Origin of the sequence: Enterobacter sp. 18A13, assembly GCF_007035975.1 — a bacterium.
GTDB lineage: Bacteria > Pseudomonadota > Gammaproteobacteria > Enterobacterales > Enterobacteriaceae > Enterobacter > Enterobacter vonholyi.
In genome coordinates this window covers 2,533,975-2,550,059 of the sequence record NZ_AP019634.1, presented here as the reverse complement: position 1 = coordinate 2,550,059, position 16,085 = coordinate 2,533,975, and the positions used below count along the sequence as shown (strand labels likewise).

General features: G+C 53.5%; 17 protein-coding genes. 10 read left to right on the top strand and 7 right to left on the bottom strand.

Going from position 1 to position 16,085, the window contains the following annotated elements; all coding sequences use genetic code 11:
- Positions 1-244: 244 nt before the first annotated feature.
- Positions 245-949: a response regulator gene (locus FOY93_RS12420; RefSeq protein WP_133294565.1), complete on the top strand. Its 705-nt coding sequence runs from the start codon at positions 245-247 to the stop codon at positions 947-949.
- Positions 946-2,010, top strand: a complete 1,065-nt coding sequence (locus FOY93_RS12415; protein ID WP_111965100.1) for an ATP-binding protein — start codon at positions 946-948, stop codon at positions 2,008-2,010. The genes FOY93_RS12420 and FOY93_RS12415 overlap by 4 nt, the downstream gene beginning before the upstream one ends.
- Here the strand turns inward: FOY93_RS12415 and FOY93_RS12410 are convergent.
- From FOY93_RS12410 to pspF, 7 genes are all read right to left on the bottom strand, one after another.
- Positions 1,991-2,932, bottom strand: coding sequence for an ATP-grasp fold amidoligase family protein (locus tag FOY93_RS12410; protein ID WP_143345204.1), 942 nt, complete (start codon positions 2,930-2,932; stop codon positions 1,991-1,993). The genes FOY93_RS12415 and FOY93_RS12410 overlap by 20 nt on opposite strands.
- 161 nt (positions 2,933-3,093) lie before the next feature.
- Positions 3,094-3,900 (bottom strand): putrescine export ABC transporter ATP-binding protein SapF, encoded by an 807-nt coding sequence (sapF, locus tag FOY93_RS12405; protein ID WP_115875370.1) that lies wholly within the window; start codon positions 3,898-3,900, stop codon positions 3,094-3,096.
- 1 nt (position 3,901) lies between these two features.
- Positions 3,902-4,894 carry a putrescine export ABC transporter ATP-binding protein SapD gene (sapD, locus tag FOY93_RS12400; RefSeq protein ID WP_008501228.1) on the bottom strand — a complete coding sequence of 331 codons (993 nt, stop codon included), beginning with the start codon at positions 4,892-4,894 and terminating at the stop codon, positions 3,902-3,904.
- A complete protein-coding gene (gene sapC, locus FOY93_RS12395; RefSeq protein WP_045415694.1) occupies positions 4,894-5,784 on the bottom strand; it encodes a putrescine export ABC transporter permease SapC in 891 nt (296 codons plus the stop codon). The genes sapD and sapC overlap by 1 nt, the downstream gene beginning before the upstream one ends.
- A complete protein-coding gene (gene sapB, locus FOY93_RS12390; RefSeq protein ID WP_069719064.1) occupies positions 5,771-6,736 on the bottom strand; it encodes a putrescine export ABC transporter permease SapB in 966 nt (321 codons plus the stop codon). The genes sapC and sapB overlap by 14 nt, the downstream gene beginning before the upstream one ends.
- A complete protein-coding gene (sapA, locus tag FOY93_RS12385) occupies positions 6,733-8,373 on the bottom strand; it encodes an ABC transporter substrate-binding protein SapA (protein WP_136194971.1) in 1,641 nt (546 codons plus the stop codon). The genes sapB and sapA overlap by 4 nt, the downstream gene beginning before the upstream one ends.
- An 87-nt stretch (positions 8,374-8,460) precedes the next feature.
- Entirely contained in the window at positions 8,461-9,438 is a 978-nt protein-coding gene (gene pspF / locus FOY93_RS12380; protein ID WP_136194970.1) for a phage shock protein operon transcriptional activator, read from the bottom strand.
- A gap of 166 nt (positions 9,439-9,604) precedes the next feature.
- On the opposite strand from pspF, the gene pspA reads away from it, so the two are divergent.
- From pspA to FOY93_RS12340, 8 genes are all read left to right on the top strand, one after another.
- The gene (pspA, locus tag FOY93_RS12375; protein WP_136194969.1) at positions 9,605-10,273 is read left to right on the top strand and encodes a phage shock protein PspA; all 669 of its coding nucleotides are present in this window, start codon (positions 9,605-9,607) and stop codon (positions 10,271-10,273) included.
- A gap of 49 nt (positions 10,274-10,322) precedes the next feature.
- Complete coding sequence (pspB, locus tag FOY93_RS12370; protein ID WP_023312045.1) at positions 10,323-10,547, top strand: envelope stress response membrane protein PspB; 225 nt, start codon at positions 10,323-10,325, stop codon at positions 10,545-10,547.
- Positions 10,547-10,906 (top strand): envelope stress response membrane protein PspC, encoded by a 360-nt coding sequence (gene pspC, locus FOY93_RS12365; RefSeq protein WP_008501237.1) that lies wholly within the window; start codon positions 10,547-10,549, stop codon positions 10,904-10,906. The genes pspB and pspC overlap by 1 nt, the downstream gene beginning before the upstream one ends.
- 12 nt (positions 10,907-10,918) lie before the next feature.
- Positions 10,919-11,143, top strand: coding sequence for a phage shock protein PspD (gene pspD, locus FOY93_RS12360; protein ID WP_111965095.1), 225 nt, complete (start codon positions 10,919-10,921; stop codon positions 11,141-11,143).
- Positions 11,144-11,339: 196 nt separating this feature from the next.
- Positions 11,340-13,037: a sugar phosphorylase gene (locus FOY93_RS12355; protein WP_143345203.1), complete on the top strand. Its 1,698-nt coding sequence runs from the start codon at positions 11,340-11,342 to the stop codon at positions 13,035-13,037.
- A 14-nt stretch (positions 13,038-13,051) separates the two neighbouring features.
- Positions 13,052-14,344, top strand: a complete 1,293-nt coding sequence (locus tag FOY93_RS12350; protein ID WP_136194967.1) for an ABC transporter substrate-binding protein — start codon at positions 13,052-13,054, stop codon at positions 14,342-14,344.
- Between the two features lie 22 nt (positions 14,345-14,366).
- Complete coding sequence (locus tag FOY93_RS12345; protein ID WP_143345202.1) at positions 14,367-15,248, top strand: carbohydrate ABC transporter permease; 882 nt, start codon at positions 14,367-14,369, stop codon at positions 15,246-15,248.
- On the top strand, positions 15,235-16,077 hold the full coding sequence (locus FOY93_RS12340; protein ID WP_136194966.1) for a carbohydrate ABC transporter permease: 843 nt from the start codon (positions 15,235-15,237) through the stop codon (positions 16,075-16,077). The genes FOY93_RS12345 and FOY93_RS12340 overlap by 14 nt, the downstream gene beginning before the upstream one ends.
- The last annotated feature ends 8 nt before the right edge of the window (positions 16,078-16,085 follow it).

Here is a 16,085-nt window from a genome sequence, read left to right as displayed (position 1 = left end):
GTCTTTAAGAAACAGTGGTAATTTGCAACGCTCAATGCACAAAGGCTTATGCCTCAATAGCGATTTTGAACGGACATTGTCGAGTCTTTATTGACTGAATGTGTAGGTTGTGTGGAGAAATAACCGGGCATTTAAATCAACCGGGAAATTCTCGTGACCATGGCACTTTTTCGCGGAGGCTGTGTCTTATTGTGCTAAAGATATCTGATAGCGTGCTTAAAGGGATTTCACCCGCGGAGATAATATGAATAAAAATACGCTGATCCTTGTTGTTGAAGATGAAGACGAAATCGCCGAGATACTGATGAGTTACTTAGAGCGTTCGGGAATGAAAACGCTCAGGGCCAGGCAGGGCGAGCAGGCGATAACGCTCAATCGCCTGCATAAACCGGATCTCATCTTGCTGGATATTCATCTGCCCGTATGTGACGGCTGGAGCGTACTTACCACGCTCCGTCAGGAAAGTTCTGTGCCCGTCATTATGGTTTCCGCTCTCGATCAGGATGTCGATAAGCTCATGGGACTGAGACTGGGCGCGGATGATTACGTGATCAAACCCTTCAACCCCTCTGAAGTTGTCGCACGGGTTGAGGCGGTGCTGCGCAGGACAAAACCCGCGCTTCAGCAGGCGGGTTCCCTGCCGCTCAGAACACCCTTTATTACGGTCTATCCGGATGACTTCTACGTGGAAGTCACCGTGGGCGAAGAGGTTATCTCCCCGGTATTAACGACGACCGAATTTAAATTGCTCACCTGGCTGGTACGATATCCGCGAAAGGTCTGTTCCCGCGAAGAGTTACTCAATGCGTGCCTGCCAGAAGGTGATACGCTCGACAGAACGGTCGACAGCCATATGAGCAAGTTGCGTAAAAAACTGGAACTTGCTGGCCTTTATGGCGTTCCCGAGAGCATAAGAGGCTTGGGTTACCGGCTTGGGGAAAAGAAATGAACAAAGAGTCTGTCCTGAGTCGTCAGATCTTAACGTATATGCTGTTGCTGACGTTTACGATAATTGCCATCGCCATACTGGGTTCATGGTTTTTTTACTCCTTTATTCTGGATCACCTCCCGGGCGGTCCTGCTGCGGGCGATGACGAGCAGATGACGATGTGGGACTGGGTGTGGATTGGGACCGCGACGACGATCAGTCTGATTATCGCACTCTTTTTCACGGTCAAACTTTCATCGCGAATACTCACCCCGCTAAACGCGGTAGCATCCAGCCTGAAAAAGATTTCACAGGGCGATCTTGACGCACGGGCATTCTGCGCCAGCTCCCGGCTGGGTGAGATCAATCACCTGGTGACGGATTTCAATGAAATGGCGGAAAAATTACAGACGCTGGATATACAGAGGAAATCCTGGAATGCTGCGATTGCGCACGAGCTGAGAACCCCGGTCACGATCTTACGTGGACGGCTTCAGGGGCTGGTTGACGGTGTTTTTACCCCGGACCCGGTTCTGTTTAATAATCTTCTCAAACAGACGGAAGGGTTAACCCGTCTGATTGAAGATCTCCGGGTTATCAGTTCGGATGGCGGGGCGGGATACTCGTTATGCCTGTCCAGAACGGATCTTAAAGGGGCAATACAGAATGCGCTCGATACCTTCATGCCCGAGTTCAACCGTAAGGCATTTACCATCAAAACAGAACTGAGGGATCAGCAATGCGTATTCGACCCATTACGCATCAATCAGTGTCTGACCGTTTTATTTGATAATGCCTTACACTATTCAACCTCGCGCACACTCATCGTGAAAAATGGCGTTTCTGATAAAGGCAATTATATCCTTATTCAGGACGGGGGACCTGGCATCCCAAGGGAGTTTCATGATTTCTTATTTCAGCCCTTTCAGCGCGATAATGGTGCCAGAGATTTGAACCCGGAAGGCTGTGGTTTGGGCTTGTCGGTGGTAAAAGCCATCATGCTGGCGCATGGTGGCGATGTTACCTATACCTTATCGAAGCAAAACCACTCTTTATTTAAACTCACCTGGCCCGACTCGTGAGTGTGAGCGGCAGGTCAAATGTGCCTGCCGGCGATAAATGCCATATTTTTCCTAGTTTAGCATCCCATTCCTGCGGGGTAATCGACAGTTTACCGCGTCTCGGGCTTAAGGTTATTTCACTGAAATAGATTTCATCTTTTTTTAGCATAAGGTCAACGCGGCAGTAGTCAATGCCATCCGCCAGTTCCTGAGATGCCAGCAACGCCTCTCGGAACAAGACCGGTTCGCCCGGCGCTAACGGTGTATTCGGATATTCCATCTGGAAGGGTTGTAAGTTCCAGTGCCTGTCGTAAACGTTGATAAAACCCTGGCCGTTATCATCCGTAAAATCCGCTTCAACATAGTGCGCAACGCCATGAAAGCAATGGATCCTCAGCATTTCCGGCGTTGTGTTTCTGTCAGCATTATCGAAGAGATCGACAAACGGCTCGCAGAGTATACTGGGCGTAATATTTTTGTACTGCCATTCGCGCGTGGTGTAGTACAGATTTTTCTTTAACGCGAGACTCAGTTTTTTACACGCTTCCCTGACGTTAAATTGCGCTTTGTTTGTACATATTATAGTGCTGCCGCTGTCATGGTTGCACTTAAGGACGAATTTGTCAGGGAGTACTGAAAAATCAATCTGCGACGCCCGGGTATACACGCCAATTAATGGCACCGTTTTCACGCGCGTTGTTCTGGAGGAAACGTATGCCCGAACGGCGAGTTTATCGGCAAGCATGGTGTAGAAGTTATTATGGTCATAGACCAGACGATGGCATATTTTTTCACTCAGCGTAGTGGGGGATTTAATGTCGGGGCTTTTCCCGGATATTTTCTTTAGCCTGATAGTATGAAAGTGCAGGTCCGACATTAAAAAAGAACGGCATTTTCTGATGAGATACTCGGTATATTTTAGAACATAGGTAGTGGTGTTCATTTCTTCTCCTCCGTAATGTCCCGGTATTCTGGAGAAGAACTGTTGATTGATATTGCATAAAATATGGAGCAGGGATGGAGACGAAAGAGTAAAGGATTAAATAGCGAATGAAGTCTATTTAATCCCTAATTTAGTGGGGCGATTTTTGTTTGCCGTCGCGCTTAGCGGTCCTTTCTCCATGCATCGGCGGTCAATGCTTCACCAAAGTGACCCGCAATCAGTCGTTTCGTCAGCTCATGAAGCGGGGAGGCCATCACATCCGCGGTGCTGCCGCGCTCAACCACTTCACCCTGGTGCATGACCATCACCTGATCGCTGATATGTTTCATCATTCCCAGATGCTGGGTGACGTAGATATACGAGATCCCCTGTTTTTCCTGCAATTCCAGCATCAGGTTAATCAGCTGCGAGCGCATCGACATATCCAGCGAGGCAAGCGCTTCATCCGCAACGATCACTTTTGGCCGCAAAATCAACGCACGCGCCAGACCCAGGCGCTGTTTCTGACCGGGTGCCAGCATGTGCGGGTAGTAGCTTTCGTGGTCCGGTAACAGCCCAACCATACGCAGGGTTTCGAATACGCGCTTACGGCGTGCCTCCGGCTCCAGGTCAGTGTTCAGACGCAGCGGAAAATCGAGGATCTGCGAAATGCGCTGGCGTGGGTTAAGCGAGGTAGACGGATCCTGAAAGATCATGCGGATGCGCTGGCTGCGGAAAGAGTAATCGCCGAAGGTCAGAGGATGATCGTCAATCAACACTTCGCCTGCAGTCGGTTCAACCATGCCGGCGAGCATTTTCGCCAGGGTGGATTTCCCGGAACCGTTCTCGCCGATGATCGCCAGGGTCTGTTTTTCACGCAGCGTAAAGCTCAGCGGCTTCACCGCGTCGACGGTTTGACGATGAAACAGCCCCGTGCGATAGCGAAAGGTCTTACTCAGGTTACGCACTTCCAGTAAGGTTTCGACCATTTCACTCTCTCTCCATGTTCAGCGGGAAATGACAGGCGTAAAGATGATTTTTTGCCCCGGTCAGGCGTGGCGTCTCGATACATTTACGCTGTGCATAAGGGCAACGCGGCCCCAGACGACAGCCTATCGGCAAAGATTCCAGCAGTGGAATCGCCCCCGGCAGGGTATTCAGGCGGCTTTTATGCGGCATGGCGCTGCCAAAATCCGGAATGGCGCGGATAAGTGCCTGCGTATACGGGTGGTGCGGCGCGGTGATCAGATCTTCACTCGGCGCGGTTTCGACCGTTTGCCCGCAGTACATCACGTCAATTTTATCCGCCCATTTGCTGAGCATTTGCAGGTCATGGCTGATCAGCAAAATAGTGGTGTTGTTATTCTGGTTGAGGCGCGACAGCAGGCGGAAAATTTGCGCCTGCGTGGTGGGTTCCATCGCGTTCGTCGGTTCATCCGCAATCAGCAAGCGCGGCTGATTGGCCAGCGCGATGGCAATCATCACTTTCTGACATTCGCCGTCGGTCAGCTCATAAGGGAAGCTGCGCATCGCATCTTTGTGGTCTTTGATCCCGACGCGGTGTAAAAGCTCGATGGCGCGACGCTTGCGCCAGCCAACGCGTTGCCACCAGCGGCCTTTGTAGGTCCAGCCGGGAATGTTCTGCATCAGCTGTTTACCCACGCGTTCGGAAGGGTCGAGACAGGACTGCGGCTCCTGGAAAATCATCGAGACGTTGTGCCCGACCAACTTACGCCGCTCGCGGGGGGAGAGGCGCAGCAGGTCGATATCATCAAACCGCATACGGTCTGCGGTCACGCGCCAGTTGTCTTTCGCCACGCCGCAGATAGCTTTGGCAATCAGGCTTTTTCCTGAGCCGGATTCCCCCACCAGCCCGCGAATTTCACCCTCCGCGAGGGTAATACTGATGCGATCGACGGCTTTAACCCAGCCTTCACCGGTTTTGAATTCAATGGTGAGGTTGCGGATATCAAGAAGCGGCATTATTGCACCCCCGCGTTAATTGCACGGCGAATACCGTCGCCCAGCAGGTTGATCAGCAGCACGCTCACCATGATGGCCGCACCCGGCAGCATAACCGTCCACGGCGCCACGTAAATTAACTCCAGCGCGTCGCCAAGCATCGCCCCCCATTCGGGCGACGGCAGCTGCGCGCCGAGGTCAAGGAAGCCGAGCGCCGCGATGTCCAGGATCGCCATCGACAGGGCGCGGGTGATCTCAGTGACCAGCCCGGCGGCGATGTTGGGCAGTACGGCAAACCACAGAATGTTGAAGGTTGTCGCGCCGTCCAGACGCGCGGCGACGACATACTCTTTTTCCAGCTCGTCATGCACCATGCTGTAAACCGAGCGCACGATGCGGGGCAGGATAGCCAGCCAGACGGCGAACATGGCATGCGACAGGTGCGGACCGGCAAAGGCAACCACAACGATCGCCAGCAGCAGGGACGGAATTGACAGCAGCGTATCCAGAATATGGTTAAGCACCGCCGAGCGCAGGCCATGCGTGGAGCCCGCAAAAATACCGAGCGCCAGCCCGCAGATCGTTGCCGCGAGCGTCACCACAAACGCGCCGCCCACCGTCGGGGCCGCACCGCTCAGCAGGCGGCTCAACACGTCACGTCCGAGATCGTCCGTTCCCAGGAAGAAGGAGACTTCGCCGTAGCGCGACCAGGACGGCGGCAGCAGCTGATAGCCGAGGAACTGCTGGTCAATGCCATACGGCGCAAACCACGAGCCAAAGACGCACAGCAATACCAGACCGGCGCAGCCATAAAGGCCGATCATTGCCGTGGTGTCACCATAGAATTTACGCCACACGGTACGCAGCACGCCGGGCGTGCGCTTTTCACTGTATACGTTATCGTAAGGCATACCATTCCTTATGCTTCAATGGGTTAGCCATGGCACCCAGAATATCGGACAACACGTTAACAATAATGACCAGCGAACCAATCACCATCACACCCGCAGAAATAGCGGCATAATCCTGCTGGCGAATGGCGTTAATCAGCCATCGCCCCAGGCCTGGCCAGCTAAAGACCATCTCGGTGATCATGGCCAGCGTCAGCATGGTGGAAAACTGTAATCCCAGGCGCGGAATAACCGGCGGCAGCGCGTTGTGCAGGACGTTGCGGCGCAGTATGGTCAGGCGCGACAGTCCGCGCGTGGCGGCGGCTTTGACATAGTTCTGGTCAAACACCTCGATGGTGCTCAGGCGCATCAGGCGGATCACTTCGGTGGTTGGCGCAACCGCCAGCGTCAGCACCGGCAATACCATATGGCGCAGGGCGCTGACGATCATCTCGTGGCGCCATACGGAATCGGACAGCCACGCATCGATGATGGCAAAGCCCGTCACCGTTTTAACCGTATAGAGCAGATCAAAACGGCCAGAAACCGGAAGCCAGCCCATCGTCAGCGAGAAGAAAAGCGTCAGCAGCAGCGCCAGCCAAAAGACCGGGATGGAGAAGCCGAGCAGGGCGAGGGCGCTGATAAACTTATCCTGCCATTTGTTGCGATAAATCCCGGCCAGCATGCCTACGGGGATCCCGACCATCAGGGCAAAACCGAAGGCCAGAATGCACAGCTCCATCGTGGCCGGGAAAACCTCTTTCAGCTGATCGGAAATAAGCTGCCCGTTAATGCTGGATACGCCGAAATCCCAGTGCAGCAGCCCGTTAAACCAGAACAGCCAGGCATCCCACAGCGACGACCCCTGGAGCGGGGCGTGGGGCGTGAAATAGCTCAGGCTGAAGCCGACAAAGTTCAGGAAAAAGAGCGTCACCAGCAGCAAAAGGAGACGACGCAAGGTAAAAATAATCATGGTTTTTTCACCTCTTGGTCTTTTTCACGCGATACGCCGGCGAACGAGGCGTTGCCGAACGGGCTCAGCACCAGGCCCTTAATATCATAACGATAGGCCTGAAGACGCAGGGAAGAAGCCAGCGGCAGCACCGGCAGTTCCTGGGCCAGGATCTTCTGCGCTTCATCATAGGCGTCGATGCGCGAGGCCAGCTGTTGGGAAGACAGCGCTTTTTGCAGCACGGCGTCAAACTCCCGGTTACACCAGTGGGCGTAGTTGGTCTGCGAGTTTATCGCCGCACAGCTCAGCAGCGGCCGGAAGAAGCTGTCCGGGTCATTACTGTCGGTAGCCCAGCCGGTCAGGGTTAAATCATGATTCATGTCCATCAGGCGCGCCTCCTGGAAACGGCCCTCAACCGGTACGATGATCACTTTGACGCCCACCTGCGCCATATCCGCCTGCAGCAGTTCGGCGGTCTTGAGCGGGCTCGGGTTCCACGCCTGGGAACTGGTTGGCACCCAAAGCTGCAGCGTCAGGTTTTCCGCCCCCAGCGCTTTCAGCTGTTCACGCGCTTTTGCCGGATTGTATTCCGTAATTTTAGCCTCACCGTCGTAGGCCCACGAGGCGCGCGGTAAAATTGAGGCGGCGGTTTCCGCCGTGCCGTAGTAGATCGACTGCATCAGGCGCTGGTTGTTAATCGCCAGCGCCAGAGCGTGTCGAACGGCAGGGTTATTCAACGGCGGCTTATCCGTGTTAAAGGCCAGATAAGCGATATTCATGCCGGGACGTAACGTCAGGCGCAGGCGCGGATCGTCGCGCAAAATCGTGAGCTGGCTGGCCGCGGGCCAGGCAAGCACGTCACATTCCCCGGTGAGCAGTTTCGACAGACGCCCCGTCCCGCCAGAACCCAAATCGACCACCACCTGCGGCATCAGCGGCGTACCGCGCCAGAAGTGTTCATGGCGTTGCAGACGAATATATTGACCGGCGCGGTATTCGGTCAGCTGGAACGGACCGGTGCCGACCGGCTGGCGATCGAGCAGTTCCTGACGATCTTTTTTCGTCAACTGAGCCGCGTATTCGGCCGACATGACGGATGCATAGTGGGTCGCCAGGTGCCAGAGGAAGGAGGCATCCGGGCGCGTCAGCGTGAATTCAACCGTGCGGTTGTCCAGCTTACGCACGCTTTTCACGGTGTCGGCAAACTGCAGGCTGTCAAAATAGGGGAAGTTGCTGCCGTTAACGTTATGCCACGGGTGGTTGCGGTTGAAGATACGCTGGAAGGTAAAGACCACGTCATCCGCATTCAGCTTGCGCGAGGGGGTAAACCACGGCGTGCGCTGGAACGCGACATCATCGCGCAGGTGAAAACGGTAGGTTGCGCCGTTATCCAGCACTTCCCAGCTTTCCGCAAGCTCGGGCACCAGACGGTAGGTGTACGGGTCGACGTCAAGCAGACGATCGTAAAGCTGCGCGGCAAGGGTATCCACGATCAGGCCGCTGCCCGCTTTTTGCGGGTTGAAGGTATCCACCTGGCCGCTTACGCAATAGACGAAGCCGCTGTCACGAATGTCAGGCTGCGGCGTTTGCCCGGGCGCGGCAAAGGCCAGGCTGCTAAACAGACCAAGTGCAAAAAAGGACGATAAAACCAGACGCATAATTTTTAAGGTTTTTAGGTTCGATCTGCAAAGTGTATCGCACTTACGCCTGCTTCGTAAAAATGTCTATGGTAAGTGCTGATATTGTCAGCGCATTTGATGCTTTTTAAGCAATGCCCTTAACTGATGGTAGGTCAGACCCAGCAGTTCAGCCGCCCGTTTCTGGTTATATTTCGCCGTCTTAAGGCTGTGCTCCAGCAGCTGTTTCTCCTGTTCGTGCTGGAACTGGCGTAAATCGAGAGGCAGAGAGGGGAGATCGCCTGAAGACGCTGGTGCCGGCAGCGGAGTCGCGCTGCGCTGAAAAGGATCGATAATGATGTTGTCCAGCTCGGTCTCGCTGCTGCCGTGGCGATAGACGGAACGCTCCACGACGTTTTTTAGCTCGCGGATATTTCCCGGCCAGTGGTAAGCCAGCAGCGTCTCCCGAGCATAATCGCTGAAGCCGGGGAAGAGCGGCAGTCCGAGCTCGCGGCACATCTGAATCGCAAACTGGTCTGCCAGCAGCATGATGTCGCTTTTGCGCTCGCGCAGCGGAGGAAGCTGAACGACGTCAAAGGCCAGGCGGTCAAGCAGGTCGGCGCGGAATTTCTCCTCCGCCACCATCTCCGGCAGGTTGGCGTTAGTGGCGCACACCAGGCGCACGTTCACCTGCAGCGGCTGGCTACCGCCGACGCGCTCCAGCTCGCCGTACTCAATCACGCGCAGCAGTTTTTCCTGCACCAGCATGGGTGCGGTTGCCAGTTCATCCAGAAACAGCGTACCGCCGTCGGCGCGCTCAAAGCGTCCTGGATGGCGTTTCTGGGCACCGGTAAACGCACCCGCTTCATGGCCGAAGAGCTCGGTGTCGAGCAGGTTTTCATTCAGCGCCGCGCAGTTCAGGGAAATGAAGGGGCCGTCCCAGCGCCCGGATAAATAGTGCAGACGGTTGGCGATGAGTTCCTTACCCGTACCGCGCTCGCCGATGATTAGCACCGGTTTGTTAAGCGGCGCCAGGCGAGAGACCTGTTCCAGCACTTCGAGAAAGCTATTTGCTTCGCCGAGTAAATTGTCTTTGTATCCAGGCATGATGAAATTAACCACTCCTTAGCGATATTCACCAGGAAAGAGTAAACCTTCATTGCATGAAAATCAATCAGGCTCAGTGAAATCAATAAGATAAAAAGTTGGCATGATGTTTGTATTATCAGTACAGCAGGGCATAGCCCGATAACAGAACTATGAGGATTTGATTATGGGTATTTTTTCTCGTTTTGCCGACATCGTGAACGCCAACATCAACTCACTGCTTGAGAAAGCGGAAGATCCGCAGAAGCTGGTGCGTCTGATGATTCAGGAGATGGAAGACACGCTGGTTGAAGTGCGTTCAACCTCCGCCCGCGCGCTGGCGGAGAAAAAACAGCTTACGCGTCGCATTGAACAGGCTACCGCTCAGCTGAACGAATGGCAGGAAAAAGCGGAACTGGCGCTGCGCAAAGACAAAGAAGAGCTGGCCCGTGCGGCGCTGATCGAAAAACAGAAGCTGGCTGATATGGTCGCGACGCTTGAGCATGAAGTGACGCTGGTGGACGACACGCTCACCCGTATGAAGAAAGAGATTGGCGAGCTGGAAAACAAGCTGAGCGAGACCCGTGCGCGTCAGCAGGCGCTGACCCTGCGTCACCAGGCTGCGAGCTCCTCCCGCGACGTGCGTCGTCAGCTGGACAGCGGTAAGCTCGATGAAGCGATGGCCCGTTTTGAATCGTTTGAACGTCGTATCGATCAGATGGAAGCTGAAGCCGAAAGCCACGGCATCGGTAAGCAGAAGTCGCTGGATCAACAGTTCGCCGACCTGAAGGCTGATGATGAAATCAGCGAGCAGCTGGCGGCACTGAAAGCCAAAATGAAGCAAGACAACCAATAATAATTCCTGCGGCACCTGAACGTGCCGCATCGTAAGACAAGGAGTACACATGAGCGCGCTTTTTCTGGCCATTCCCCTGACAATTTTCGTGCTGTTCGTTTTGCCGATTTGGCTGTGGCTGCACTATAGCAACCGTTCTTCACGGGGCGAACTTTCCCAGAGTGAACAACAGCGTCTGGTACAGCTCTCCGATGAGGCGAACAAAATGCGCGAACGCATTCAGGCGCTGGAAGCCATCCTGGATGCTGAACATCCAAACTGGAGGGACCGTTAATGTCTGGACTGAATCTGAACAAAAAGCTGTGGCGAATTCCACAGCAGGGCATGGTGCGCGGCGTCTGTGCCGGGCTGGCTCATTATCTTGACGTCCCGGTTAAGCTGGTACGCGTGGTGACGGTGCTGTCGATCTTCTTTGGTCTGGCATTTATCACCCTGGTAGCTTATATCGTGCTGTCGTTTGTTCTTGACCCGATGCCGGAAGGAGAGCTGGCTGCGGAGGGTGCCCCAACCAGCAGCGATCTTCTCAATGCGGTTGATGCGCAACTCGCCGCCGGTGAGAAGCGGTTACGGGAAATGGAACGCTATGTCACGTCGGATACCTTTACGCTGAGAAGTCGTTTTCGTCAGCTTTAAGAGAGAGATGAGATGAAACAACACTGGCAACAGGCCGGTCAGAAGGTAAAACCCGGCCTGAAAATCGCAGGTAAACTGGTCCTGCTGACCGCGTTACGGTTCGGCCCGGCAGGCGTGGCGGGCTGGGCGATCAAATCCGTTGCCCGCAAGCCGATCAGAATGGTGCTGGCCGTGGCGCTCGAACCGCTGTTGCAAAAGGTGGCAAAACGGCTTTCTCGCCGCTACTTATCCCAATAATTCCCGCTGGCGCTAGTCCTTTCCCTGACGGGCGAGGGACTGGCGATAGCTCACCGCATTTCCTCTTTACCCGTTCTTTCTTTGCGGCAGCTCACAATATTGTGCTGAGCTGCTTTGCAATCACCTTTTTCACCTCCCCGGTCCGTTGACAGATATTTTTCATGGGAGTAGATTGCCACTTCGTGGGACCGCTACCATGGAAAATGAAATGAATCCAAAAATTAAAGAACTCATTAATCTTGTTTACGGGGGAACGTTTTCTGAAGCCCATTTAAATGTGCTGCTGGAAAATATCGGAAAGGCCGCCTCTGTTATTACAGAAAAACGTAAAATGGGCTGGGATGAAAAAGATGTCGTTCTGATAACCTATGCCGACCAGTTTTCAGCGAAAGGGGAGAAAGCACTCCCTGTTTTTACACGTTGTTATAACAAATGGCTTTCTCATTCTTTTTCTCATGTCCATCTCTTGCCTTTTTATCCATGGTCTTCTGACGACGGATTTTCTGTTATTGATTATCATGAGGTTGCACCTGAAACCGGAACATGGCGAGACGTTGCCGAATTAAAACAGTCAGCCAGTTTAATGTTTGATTTCGTATGCAACCATATGTCAGCCAAAAGCAAATGGTTCGCTAATTACCTGAGGCAAACGCCAGGGTATGACGATTTCTTTATTTCTGTCGATCCTGATACAGATTTATCCGCGGTGACGCGTCCGCGTGCCTTACCGCTTCTTACGCCTTTCACACTGCATGATGGCAGCGTGCGATACCTGTGGACTACCTTCAGCGAGGACCAGGTTGATCTCAACTTCGCCTCCCCGCAGGTACTGATTGCGATGGTCGACGTGCTGCTGCATTACCTGATTGAAGGGGCGCGATACATTCGTCTGGATGCTGTGGGCTTCATGTGGAAAATACCCGGAACAACCTGCATTCATCTTAAGCAAACCCATCAGCTCATCCAGCTTTTCCGCGCCATTACCGAGGCTGTCGCCCCGGGCACGGTGATTATCACCGAGACGAATGTTCCGCATAAAGATAACGTTGCTTACTTCGGTGACGGTGAAAATGAAGCGCAGATGGTTTATCAATTCTCTTTGCCGCCGCTGGTGCTGCACGCGGTGCATTCTCAGGACGTCCGTACGCTGAGCCAGTGGGCGACGTCGCTGACGTTGCCTTCTACGAAAACGACCTGGTTTAACTTCCTGGCCTCGCATGACGGGATTGGTCTGAATCCGTTACGCGGAATTTTACCCGAGTCGGAAATCCTCTCGCTTGTGGAAAAACTTCAGGCTGAAGGTGCGTTGGTTAACTGGAAAAATAACCCGGATGGCACACGAAGCCCGTATGAAATTAATGTGACCTATCTGGATGCTTTGAGTACGCGAGAAAGTCATGATAGCGAACGCATTGCCCGGTTTATTCTGGCGCATGCCGTCCTCTTAAGCTTCCCCGGCGTACCTGCTGTGTATATCCAGAGTATTCTCGGCTCCCGTAATGATTATGCAGGTGTTAAACGCCTGGGATATAACCGTGCGATAAATCGCGAGAAATATACCGCAGGACAAATTGATAGTGCGCTTGAAGATAAAAGCAGTCTGCGTTATCAGGTCTACTGTGCGTTAAGCCAGTTAATCGCGCTGCGACGTGCGGAAAAAGCATTCCACCCTGACAGTCAGGCTTATTTTAGTGCGTCAGGTGAACATGTTTTAAAAATCGTTCGCGTGGCGGGTTGTGGTGAAAAAATAACGGCACTGTTTAATTTCAGTGATGGCATTCAAACGGTAGAATCCGATATTCAATCCGGAACGGATTTGATTTCAGGAGAAGTTATTACAGATAAAACGCTGACCCTACATCCATGGCAGGTGTTGTGGATTAAAGAAAACTAAAAAGGACCTTAAAAATGAAAATGCCCAAAATCGTGCTGATTTCAGCACTGGTTTCGTGCGCCTTGTTATCAGGCTGCAAGGACGACAAAAAGACTGCTGTCACTATTGAGTTTATGCACTCGTCAGTCGAGCAGGAGCGCCAGGCGGTTATAACGAATCTTATCGAAAAGTTCGAGAAAGAGAACCCCGGTATCACGGTGAAACAGGTGCCGGTCGAAGAGGATGCCTACAACACCAAGGTCATTACGCTCGCCAGAACGGGCGCGCTGCCCGAGGTGATCGAAGTCAGCCATGACTACGCGAAAGTTATGGACAAGGAACAATTGCTGGATCGCAAAGCTATCGGCGAAGCCATTAAAGCGGTAGGCGAGGACACCTTCTATGACGGCATTTTGCGTGTTGTTCGTACGGAAGACGGTTCTGCCTGGACGGGAGTGCCAGTCAGCGCCTGGCTATCCGGCGTCTGGTATCACAAAGATGCGCTTGCTGCGGCGGGTATCCAGGAGCCGCATAACTGGGAACAGCTGCTGAAAGCCAGCCAGAGGCTCAACGACCCGGCTAAAAAACATTACGGCATTGCGCTGCCCACCGCCGAAAGCGTGATGACGGAGCAGGCATTCTCCCAGTTTGCGCTTTCCGGCGGCGCGAACGTTTTTGATGCCAAAGGGAATGTCGACATCGATACCCCTGAAATGGCAAAAGCCCTGGCGTTTTATAAAGATCTGGCCGCGACCACCATGCCGGGTTCAAACGACGTCATGGAGATCAAAGATGCCTTCATGAACGGTTCTGCGCCGATGGCGGTGTACTCCACCTACATCCTTCCGGCGGTATTCCAGGACGGAAAACCTGCCAATCTGGGCTTCGTCGTCCCAACAGAAACCTCTTCTGCTGTTTACGGCATGGTCACGTCGCTGACGATTACCACCGGTCAAACTGAAGATGAGACTCAGGCGGCTGAGAAATTTGTGACCTGGATGGAGCAGGCTCAAAACGCAACCGACTGGGTCATGATGTCGCCCGGCGCGGCACTGCCGGTGAACAAGCTGGTGGTGGGCACCGATACCTGGAAAAACAACGATGTGATTAAAGCGTTTGGACAACTGCCTTACGAACTGATTGCGCAGTTCCCGAACGTGCAGGTGTTTGGCGCGGTGGGGGACAAAAACTTCACACGCATGGGCGATGTTACCGGGTCCGGCATCATCAGTTCCATGGTGCATAACGTCACGGTGGGGAAAAAAGATCTCAGCAACACGCTTAGTAACAGCCAGAAGCGTCTGACCGATCTGATTTCACAACGATAGGAGCGCTCTGCGGAAGGAAATTATGAAGACGTTGTTTTCTGGTCGTTCAGATATGCCTTTCGCCATGCTGCTGTTGGCCCCCAGCCTGATTTTGCTGGGGGGCCTGGTGGCCTGGCCAATGATTTCCAATATTGAAATCAGTTTCTTACGTCTGCCGCTTAACCCGCGCATTAGCGCTGTGTTTGTCGGGCTGGATAATTACATTCGCATTCTCAGTGATGCAGCATTCTGGCACTCGCTGTGGATGACGTTCTGGTACACCGCGCTGGTGGTGATCGGCAGCACGGGGTTGGGGCTGGCGGTTGCGATCTTCTTTAACCGTGAATTCCGTCTGCGGAAAACGGCACGTTCACTGGTGATTTTGTCCTACGTCACCCCGTCCATTTCGCTGGTGTTTGCATGGAAATACATGTTCAACAACGGCTACGGCATTGTGAACTATCTGGGCGTTGACCTGCTGCATCTGTATGACCTGGCACCCCTGTGGTTCGACAATCCTGGCAGCAGCTTTGTGCTGGTGGTGCTGTTCGCCATCTGGCGTTACTTCCCGTACGCGTTTATCTCATTCCTGGCGATTTTACAGACCATTGATAAATCCCTGTATGAAGCGGCGGAAATGGACGGCGCGAATGCCTGGCAGCGTTTTCGAATCGTTACGCTGCCCGCGATTATGCCGGTGCTGGCAACGGTGGTGACGCTCCGCACTATCTGGATGTTCTACATGTTTGCGGATGTCTACCTGTTGACTACTAAGGTCGATATTTTGGGCGTCTACCTCTACAAAACCGCATTCGCTTTCAATGACCTGGGTAAAGCTGCGGCGATCTCCGTCGTGCTGTTCGTGATCATCTTCGCGGTGATTCTGCTGACCAGAAAAAGGGTAAACCTCAATGGCAACAAATAAACGCGTACTGAGCCGTATTGGTTTTTATCTGGGGCTGGCGGTGTTTCTGGTTATCACGCTGTTCCCGTTCTTCGTGATGCTAATGACGTCGTTTAAGAGTGCGAAAGAGGCAATCTCGCTCCATCCGACCATTCTGCCCCAAGAGTGGACGCTGCAGCATTACATCGACATCTTTAACCCGCTGATCTTCCCGTTTGTGGATTACTTCAAAAACAGCATGGTGGTATCGCTGACCTCCTCGGTGATTGCCGTATTTCTCGGCACGCTGGGCGCTTATGCCTTGTCCAAACTGCGTTTTAAAGGACGCACGACGATCAATGCAAGCTTCTACACCGTCTATATGTTCTCCGGGATCTTGCTGGTGGTGCCGCTGTTCAAAATCATCACTGCCCTCGGGATCTACGACACCGAGCTGGCGCTGATCGTCACCATGGTGACCCAGACATTGCCGACAGCGGTGTTCATGCTGCGCAGCTATTTCGACACCATCCCGGACGAAATCGAAGAAGCCGCGATGATGGACGGCCTCAACCGCCTGCAAATCATCTTTCGCATCACCGTCCCGCTTGCGATCTCAGGGCTCGTATCGGTGTTTGTCTACTGCTTTATGGTGGCGTGGAACGACTACCTGTTTGCGTCAATTTTCCTGTCCAGCTCTGGCAATTTCACCTTGCCGGTCGGGCTGAATACGCTCTTTAGCACGCCAGATTATATCTGGGGTCGCATGATGGCGGCATCGCTGGTGACGGCGCTTCCGGTGGTCATCATGTACGCCCTGTCTGAACGGTTTATTAAAAGTGGTTTGACCGCCGGTGGCGTGAAGGGCTGAGGCGGCCA

Bases quoted from the DNA above. Each gene is read 5' to 3' on its own strand.
- FOY93_RS12420 (WP_133294565.1), top strand. From the start codon at position 245: ATGAATAAAAATACGCTGATCCTTGTTGTTGAAGATGAAGACGAAATC.
- pspC (WP_008501237.1), top strand. From the start codon at position 10,547: ATGTCTGGACTGAATCTGAACAAAAAGCTGTGGCGAATTCCACAGCAG.
- FOY93_RS12345 (WP_143345202.1), top strand. From the start codon at position 14,367: ATGAAGACGTTGTTTTCTGGTCGTTCAGATATGCCTTTCGCCATGCTG.
- FOY93_RS12340 (WP_136194966.1), top strand. From the start codon at position 15,235: ATGGCAACAAATAAACGCGTACTGAGCCGTATTGGTTTTTATCTGGGG.
- sapC (WP_045415694.1), bottom strand. From the start codon at position 5,784: ATGCCTTACGATAACGTATACAGTGAAAAGCGCACGCCCGGCGTGCTG.
- pspF (WP_136194970.1), bottom strand. From the start codon at position 9,438: ATGCCTGGATACAAAGACAATTTACTCGGCGAAGCAAATAGCTTTCTC.
- FOY93_RS12350 (WP_136194967.1), top strand. From the start codon at position 13,052: ATGAAAATGCCCAAAATCGTGCTGATTTCAGCACTGGTTTCGTGCGCC.
- FOY93_RS12415 (WP_111965100.1), top strand. From the start codon at position 946: ATGAACAAAGAGTCTGTCCTGAGTCGTCAGATCTTAACGTATATGCTG.
- FOY93_RS12410 (WP_143345204.1), bottom strand. From the start codon at position 2,932: ATGAACACCACTACCTATGTTCTAAAATATACCGAGTATCTCATCAGA.
- sapF (WP_115875370.1), bottom strand. From the start codon at position 3,900: ATGGTCGAAACCTTACTGGAAGTGCGTAACCTGAGTAAGACCTTTCGC.
- sapD (WP_008501228.1), bottom strand. From the start codon at position 4,894: ATGCCGCTTCTTGATATCCGCAACCTCACCATTGAATTCAAAACCGGT.
- sapA (WP_136194971.1), bottom strand. From the start codon at position 8,373: ATGCGTCTGGTTTTATCGTCCTTTTTTGCACTTGGTCTGTTTAGCAGC.
- FOY93_RS12355 (WP_143345203.1), top strand. From the start codon at position 11,340: ATGGAAAATGAAATGAATCCAAAAATTAAAGAACTCATTAATCTTGTT.
- pspB (WP_023312045.1), top strand. From the start codon at position 10,323: ATGAGCGCGCTTTTTCTGGCCATTCCCCTGACAATTTTCGTGCTGTTC.
- pspD (WP_111965095.1), top strand. From the start codon at position 10,919: ATGAAACAACACTGGCAACAGGCCGGTCAGAAGGTAAAACCCGGCCTG.
- sapB (WP_069719064.1), bottom strand. From the start codon at position 6,736: ATGATTATTTTTACCTTGCGTCGTCTCCTTTTGCTGCTGGTGACGCTC.
- pspA (WP_136194969.1), top strand. From the start codon at position 9,605: ATGGGTATTTTTTCTCGTTTTGCCGACATCGTGAACGCCAACATCAAC.